General features: G+C 41.3%; 6 protein-coding genes. 4 read left to right on the top strand and 2 right to left on the bottom strand.

The genetic code is table 11. The features are described 5' to 3' along the window. Positions 1 to 139: 139 nt before the first annotated feature. Positions 140 to 1,702, bottom strand: a complete 1,563-nt coding sequence (locus HC179_RS12600; RefSeq protein ID WP_168864603.1) for a glycoside hydrolase family 10-like protein — start codon at positions 1,700 to 1,702, stop codon at positions 140 to 142. Between the two features lie 263 nt (positions 1,703 to 1,965). On the opposite strand from HC179_RS12600, the gene HC179_RS12595 reads away from it, so the two are divergent. Together HC179_RS12595 and HC179_RS12590 are read left to right on the top strand one after the other, a co-directional pair. Further along, on the top strand, positions 1,966 to 2,733 hold the full coding sequence (locus HC179_RS12595) for a TipAS antibiotic-recognition domain-containing protein (protein WP_168864602.1): 768 nt from the start codon (positions 1,966 to 1,968) through the stop codon (positions 2,731 to 2,733). A 779-nt stretch (positions 2,734 to 3,512) separates the two neighbouring features. Further along, entirely contained in the window at positions 3,513 to 4,838 is a 1,326-nt protein-coding gene (locus HC179_RS12590; protein WP_168864619.1) for a CNNM domain-containing protein, read from the top strand. 54 nt (positions 4,839 to 4,892) lie between these two features. Here the strand turns inward: HC179_RS12590 and HC179_RS12585 are convergent, their stop codons facing one another. Next, positions 4,893 to 6,122, bottom strand: a complete 1,230-nt coding sequence (locus HC179_RS12585) for a hemolysin family protein (RefSeq protein ID WP_168864601.1) — start codon at positions 6,120 to 6,122, stop codon at positions 4,893 to 4,895. A gap of 205 nt (positions 6,123 to 6,327) precedes the next feature. Between HC179_RS12585 and HC179_RS12580 the strand changes: the two genes are divergently transcribed. Continuing rightward, the gene (locus HC179_RS12580; protein ID WP_346775141.1) at positions 6,328 to 7,494 is read left to right on the top strand and encodes an FtsW/RodA/SpoVE family cell cycle protein; all 1,167 of its coding nucleotides are present in this window, start codon (positions 6,328 to 6,330) and stop codon (positions 7,492 to 7,494) included. 122 nt (positions 7,495 to 7,616) lie between these two features. Beyond that, complete coding sequence (locus HC179_RS12575) at positions 7,617 to 8,027, top strand: hypothetical protein (RefSeq protein WP_168864600.1); 411 nt, start codon at positions 7,617 to 7,619, stop codon at positions 8,025 to 8,027. The last annotated feature ends 11 nt before the right edge of the window (positions 8,028 to 8,038 follow it).

The raw sequence follows: 8,038 nt of genomic DNA, 5'->3' as shown, positions 1-8,038 counted from the left end.
CAATCAACAGCTGGTGCAACCCAAAAAATAAATGTATCTTTTAAACGAAAAAAGACCCGAACTAATTTAAGATTTTAAATTAGTTCGGGTTTTATTTAGACTAAAACACTTTTGTCCCAGCCTCTTTCTTCCGGTATGTTTATTTTTCCACTTTCACAATTTTTGCATTCTTACTTTCCAAACCAGTATTGGAAACGGAAGTCACGCCATATGTGTAGCGCTTGCCGTCCTCGATGGTATTGTCCACATAAGTGGTAACACCTTCTGTTGCATAGACAACATCCACGATATTGGCAGGATTGTTGTAATCTCCTTCTTGAAGCCCGTCAAAGCGATAGATAACATACTTTCTTGCATCCGAATGCTTTTTGTCATCAATGGTAAGAGTGATGCTACCATCTGTTTTGTCTGCTTTCACCGTATTTGGCTTTTGTGGAAGCTGTTCTCCGTTCCAAGGAGTTGCAGGAACGAGTGCAGGCTCCGTATAAATTTCGTTTGTAAGGATGTCTGCATATCCAAGGTTATTTCTGATGATTTGTCTAAGGGAGAAGTGCATTTGGCCCAGTGCATTTTCATCTTGGCGATTGTCTAGTATTTGTCCAGGTAGTTCGTATGGTTGATGCCAATTCTGATCAAAGTTGTCTGCAACCTTGTAATCAGCTGTACCAATATACAGGTTCACCGGATGGTTATTGGCATATTCTTCGACTTCTTTACTCCACCAGTCAAGTAAAATGGAGTAGTTGGCTACTGCTAGACCTCGGGACCAGTAGATTTGCGGTGTAATATAGTCGATGCTACCGTCTTTGATCCACTGTCTTGTATCAGCGTAAAGATCATCGTAGTTTGTTTGTCCCGCTTGTGTATTGCTTCCTGTCGGGTCTTTGTCAATATTTCTCCACACGCCAAATGGGGAAATACCGAACTGTACCCAGCTTTTTGTTTCTTTGATGGTGTCATTGATGGCAGATACTAGGTTGTTTACGTTGTCGCGTCTCCAGTCTTCGATGTTATCAAAACCACGCGGGTCTGCTTCAAATTGTGCTTGATCTGGGAATTCCTCTCCAACTCTGCGATATGGATAGAAGTAATCATCCATATGAACCGCTTCAATGTCATAGTTCGTCACAAGCTCCTCAACAGTAGAAAGCAGGTAATCCTGTACTCCCTGTATTCCGGGATTCAAGTAATACTGAAGACCGTATTTAACAACCCATTCAGGATGTTCTTTTGCGACATTTTCCTCTGAAAGGTTGTCTAATGATTCATAAGGCATGGTGACACGATATGGGTTCACCCATGCATGCACTTCAATGCCGCGCGCATGAGATTCTTCAATCATGATTTGGAGCGGGTCATAGCCAGGGTCTGTTCCTTGTGCCCCACCAGTGACATATTTAGACCAAGGGTCAATTTCAGAAGGATAAAAAGCATCTGCGGTAGGCTTTACCTGATAGATAATCGTGTTAAAGTTCTTACCTTTTAGAAAATCAAGTGTCTGTTGTACCCATGCGGTATAATCTGCTTCGCTCATGCCTGCTTTCACATCGATGTTTTGAACAGTGGCAATCCAGGCTGCTCTCATCTCATGCTTGGGTTGCTGAATCATTTCTGCACTCCCTTTCCCTGTAAAAAGAGGGAGAGTGAAGGAAAATAATAGTGCCGTAATCATTATGTACTTACATGCTTGTCCAAATTTCATTTGTAGCCCCTCGCTTTCTCATTTTTAATTTAGTAAACGCTTACAATAGTTGAAATAATATTTCAATATTTAAATGTAAAATTGAAATATTATTTCTGTTTTCATTATAAAAGTAATGACAAATATGGGATATAAGACAAATGAATTAAAATGCAGAATATTCTAAACTGTTTAGTGGTACTTTTGGGTTATTTTTTCGGAAAACCTATTTACATTTACGTTACGTCAAGGTGTACACTGAATTTGTCAGGAGGTGATCAGAGGTGGAATACACCGTACAGAAATTAGCAAAAATGGCTGGAGTGACAGGCAGGACGCTGCGCTACTATGATGAAATTGGGATTCTCAAGCCGGCGAGAATCAGTGGTTCAGGATATCGAATCTACGGGCAGGCGGAAGTGGATAAGCTTCAGCAAATCCTCTTTTATAGGGAGCTCGAATTGGACCTTGAAAGCATCCAAAAAATCATCAACGCTCCAACCTTTAATGAAGTGGAAGCACTAAAAGAACACCGTGACAAACTTCTGACAAAGCAAAAGCGGCTTGAGGGCCTCATTGAAAGTGTAGACCGGACACTGGCTGCGAAAGAAGGGAGTATTATCATGAGTGATAAAGAAAAGTTTGAAGCATTCAAGCAGAACATGATAGATGAAAACGAAGCGAAATATGGAAAAGAAATCAGAGGGAAATACGGCAATGAAACGATTGATCAATCAAATGCCAAGTTGAAAGGTATGTCAAAGAAACAGTACGAACAAGGAGAAAAGCTGGGAGAAGAAGTACTCCAAGTTTTAAATGAGGCATTTCAAACCGGAGATCCTGCCGGAGACCTTGCGCAAAAAGCGGCGGACTTGCACCGTCAGTGGTTAGGGTTTTACTGGGATTCCTACTCCAAGGAAGCACATGCTGGCCTTGCCCAGATGTATGTGGATGATGAGCGATTTACTGCTTTTTATGATAAAGAACAACCTGGTACTGCTCAGTTTCTGCGAGATGCCATCTATATCTACACAGGAATGTCAAAACAGTAATGCAAACCTCCTAACTCCTTTTTAAAAAGATGGGATGTGTCGACCAAGTCTTTGTGTATAACAATTACCTGGTTGATTGGAGTGAAAAGAGCGCAGAATCCTGCGGGAGGAAAGGACATGGGAGACCCCGCAGGGCGCAGCCGAGGCCACTGAAAAAGTCATTGTTTTTAGAATTTCTTTATACACCGCTGTTGATTTCCGCAAATGGCTTCGCTTTCCTAGGGGCTGACGTGAGCCTCCTCGGCTACGCCTGGCAGCCCGATGTGGCTCCCGGACTGCCCGCGAAAAGCGAAGCTCCTGTAACGGAGAGTCAACCGTTAAAGTTATAACCAATGAAATAAATGATTTGTCACCTTTCCCTACCCCATTCAATGGAGTAGGGATTTTTCTACTAATCTACAAATATTGACTTTACAATGAAACTATAATAGAATTTCTCTTGATAGTTTATGAGTTTAAGCTATCGCTCTGCTTCAAAGAGCTTATAATACTCCAAAGGGGAGTAGCTGACAGTTATGTCGTCAATACGTGATGGAATAAGTCACCGGCTTAACTGGCAACATTTTTAGATGTTGTTTGCGAGACCTTTGCCACTCAGGTATAGGTTAAATAACTTTACAAATAAAACCTCTGCCAATTTTTGGTGGAGGGTTTTTTATATCCGGATAGGGGGAGAGTTCTAATCTAAAATTAGGTGGAATAGTTAAAGGTAAAGGTAGAAAAAATAAAAGTGGAAATTTTCGGAGGTGAATCCCTTTTTTTGAGGGAAACAATTGGATATTGACAGTATATTAATCATGAACTTACTTTTAGTGGCTTTGTTAATAGGATTAACAGCTTTCTTCGTTGGATCGGAGTTTGCAGTGGTAAAGGTGCGTATGTCCCGAGTGGATCAATTGATTGCAGAAGGCAACAAGACTGCGGTAGTGGCCAAAAAGCTTATTGCAGATCTGGATTATTACTTGTCCGCATGTCAACTCGGAATTACGGTGACAGCTTTAGGTCTTGGTTGGTTAGGAAAACCGACTGTTGAAAGACTTCTGTATCCTTTATTCGATAGCTTAGGAGTACCTGCGTCCGTTTCTACTGTTGTTTCGTTTGCGGTCGCTTTCTCGCTTGTTACGTTCTTGCACGTAGTAGTGGGGGAGCTTGCACCGAAGACACTTGCGATTCAGTTTGCTGAAAAGATGACATTGCTTATTGCGAGACCTTTATATTGGTTCGGTAAGCTGATGTACCCGTTAATCTGGACGTTGAACGGTTCAGCACGTGTGTTACTTCGTATGTTCGGGGTACAGCCTGCAAGTCATGAGCAGGCTCACTCGGAAGAAGAGCTCAAAATCATTATGACGCAAAGTTTTGAAAGTGGAGAAATTAATCAAACAGAACTATCCTACATGGAAAACATATTCACTTTTGACGAAAGAGTCGCACGGGACATCATGATCCCGCGTGTGCAAATCGTCACTTTATCTAATAGCATGTCCAGAGAAGAAATTATCAGCGTATTGGATGAACACCAATACACTCGATATCCTGTTACAGAGGATGGAGACAAAGATAATATTCTCGGGTTCGTGAACGTAAAGGAAATGCTCACAAACTTCGCTGCCGGTAGAGCAGGCGAGATGAAAGACTTCCTTCACGAGCTTCCACTAATTCATGAGGTGACCTCCCTGCAAGATGCCTTATTAAAGATGCAGGAAGAACAGGTTCATATCGCACTAGTCATTGACGAGTACGGTGGTACGGCCGGAATCATCACGATGGAAGATATCTTAGAAGAAATCGTCGGGGAAATCCGTGATGAATTTGATGCAGATGAAGTACCGGATATTCAAGAAATCGAAACAGACCTTTATCATATTAATGGCCTTGTCTTGTTGACAGATATTGAGCAACGATTCGGGGTAACATTTGATGAGAAGGATGATATCGATACGATCGGTGGCTGGATGCAAGTAATGCTCCAGGACCTTGAAGAAGATGAAGAGGAACATATTAAGCATGGTGAAAACATTTGGACAGTACTCGAAATGGACAATCACCAGGTAAAGCAAGTTGGTCTTCAATTGAATGCATTATCCAATCAGCATCAATCTTAAATTTAGTAAAAAGGTGCCGCACTTCCGTGATGGAATGCGGCACCTTTTCCTGTTTTAATTCGCTTTTTTCTTTACTTTCACTTGCTTAATAACATTGTCCTCCATCTTCAATATATCAAAATGAAGGTGATGATATTCAAGCGATTCGCCCTCTGTCGGAATATGCCCCAGTTCTTTGAAAAGAAACCCAGCAACCGTGTCTTCTTCTTCTGGAACTTTTGTTTTAAACACTTCATTGAAGCGTCTGATGGCAATTTTTCCATGACAGATGATTTGAGTGTCCGTTAATTCTTCAATAAGAATTTCACCTGATTCATCCGTCTCATCTTCAATTTCCTGACCAATCATGGCTTCAATAATATCCTCGTGGCTGATGATTCCTGTCGTTCCTCCGTACTCATCTATAACAATCGCCATATGTTTTTTCTCTTTGAGCATCATCTTAAATACTTTCTCAATGGAAGTGGATTCAGCTACAAACAATGGGCTTGTGTCCATGAAGTCCTTGATTTCTAAGTCGGGATTTAATGACCAATTCAATAAAAACTTGGCATGAAACACACCGATGATATTATCCATATTTTCTTTATAAACGGGATAACGGGTATAACTACTTTCCATCACAAAGTTTCTTGCGTCTTCAAAGGTTACATCACACGGCAATCCATGAATTTCAATCCTCGGAGTCTTCAATGCATCACGCACATCTTTCGTGTAAAAATCAATGGCACCAATGATATGCTGTGATTCTTCCTCGTAAAATGTACCCTCCGTACGGCCGATATCTACCATCGTTTTAAGCTCTTCTTTAGAAAGGGTTGCTTCTTGGACCGTCCCCCTTGATAAAAGGCGGATGATGAAATTAGTCAGGATGGAAAGTAAAAAAATAAGAGGCTTTAAAACATAAAGAAGAATGGATATGACGGGTGCTACAATGAAAGCTACTTTATTTGCGAAAGTAGCAGCAATGGATTTTGGCACCACCTCAGCGCAAATAATCAACACTACAGTCAGAACGGCTGTCGCAACACCAACGTTCCAGTCATAATCAATGGCAATCAGTGTCACAAGTGTCGGCAGCATGATATTGGCAATGTTATTCCCTATTAGAATAGCTGTAATAAACTGATCAGGGCGCTCAATCAGTTTTAGCAGTTTTTGAGCAGCCAAATCGCCGTTCTCTGCTCGGATTTGGATTTTCATCCTGTTAACAGCTGTCAGCGCTGTTTCACTTCCCGACAAGAAAAAAGACATAAATAAGAAAAAAGCTAACGCAATAAACAAAGTATGTAGTCCTCCTAAAATAAGTTAATTCTAATTTCCCCTTTTTATCTTTCCGCATGCATTATCCATAATTTTATGGATTGACCTTTATGTTTTTCTCTAATATGCTTTATAGGTTATTCTATTATTAAACATATCAATTATTTAAATAATAATATAAACAATCTAAAAAGAAAAAGTTTAAGTAGAGATAGGAGAGAAAACAGTGGAAAAAGACTATAAACCTCAGTTAGATACCACGCTGATTTTTCTTATGGGGATTATGGTAGTAGCAAGTCTTTTTGCCTTGAAGAGCGTAGAACCCACATTACCGCCAGTGTTGCAGAACATAAACTTTATGCAAAAGCAATTAATGTGGTTTGTAGTCGGAGCGATTGGGATTGGCGTATCGTTGTTAATCCATTTTGATTACTTGCGAAATCTGGCTTGGATTACATACGGCATAGGTGTAGTGCTGTTACTTGGGCTGGAGTTTAACGTACCGTCTTCCCTTGTCAGCACCATAAAAGGTGCAACAAGTTGGTACACATTGCCGGGCCTTGGCAATATCCAGCCATCCGAACTAATGAAAATATCCATTATTCTCGTCTTGAGTAAAATTATTGCCGACCATCGTGCACAGTATGAAATAGCGACCTTGCGCGACAGTTATTTGTTACTTGGGAAAATAATCGCGGCCTCCAGTATTCCATTATTCCTTGTAGCAAAACAGCCAGATATGGGGACAACGCTTGTTTATTGTGCCATCATTGCAGCGATGATCCTTGTTTCGGGAATTAAATGGAGCATTATCCTCTCGCTTGTCGGCGCAGCGATAGGATTCATTGCATTATTTCTATATATTTTCATAGCACATCCAACGTTTTTCCATACGTACCTAATCCCGGAATATCAATTAGACCGCTTCTATGGTTGGTTGAATCCTTACGAATACCAGGACGTACAAGGCTTTCAGCTGGTAAGGTCCCTGCTTGCCATCGGGTCCGGGGAGTACACAGGTTCAGGATACGGCCAGATGAATGTCTACCTGCCTGAAGCACACACAGACTTTATCTTTGCCGCCATCGCCAGCCAGTTCGGCTTTATGGGCGCGACGGTAGTCATCTCGTTATTCTTTTTCTTAATCTATAAAATCACCTTCATCGCCATGGAATGCCATGATACGTACGGTACTTACCTGTGCGCGGGAGTAATTGGCATGCTGACCTTCCAAGTGTTTCAGAATATCGGCATGACGATAGGCCTGCTTCCTATTACAGGGATTCCACTGCCATTTTTCAGCTACGGAGGAAGTTCGCTTCTGACGTATATGATAGCAGTCGGGATCGTGTTGAATGTGCAGATGAGGACTAGGAAGTATTTTTTTGAATGATTGGATTTGGATCCCTTACCGCTTGGAGTGGTAGGGGATTTTTTAACCTCATGAAAAAGTATGAATGATACGGGTTGTCTGATATATAATGGAAAGTAGAGAATAGAAACGGGGGTTCAAGGATGTATATATTTGGATTGGTTTTATTTGCAATTAGTTTTGGTCTAATCGGATTCGGTGTGTTCACGACACTTGTGAGATCTGAAAAGAAGAAAGGTCGCATTTCACTTGTTGTGGGTACCTTATTCCTCATTACGACATTTGTGATGTATACTTATTTTCCTTCAGCATCGGGGGAGGATCAAATTACGGTGGAGAGTGTGGCAGTGACGGAGGGAAAGGACGGCGCTTATCGTTGTTCGGTTACCGAGACGGATTATAATGGGCTCACTTATCATTATGAAGCGGCGAGCAAAGAGGATGCAGAAGTATTCTGTGGCCAGTTTGAGGAAGGAAAAGAGTATACCATTTCTTTTGAATATGATTTGGATACTGAGGAGTATACCTTGGTGGAGTTGGTAGGCCAGGAGTAATGATGAACACC

It is taken from the genome of Bacillus sp. RO1 (assembly GCF_012524115.1).
Classification (GTDB): domain Bacteria; phylum Bacillota; class Bacilli; order Bacillales; family Bacillaceae_I; genus Sutcliffiella_A.
Note: the sequence above shows the minus strand (reverse complement) of the source record. Positions and strands in the feature narration are given on the sequence as shown.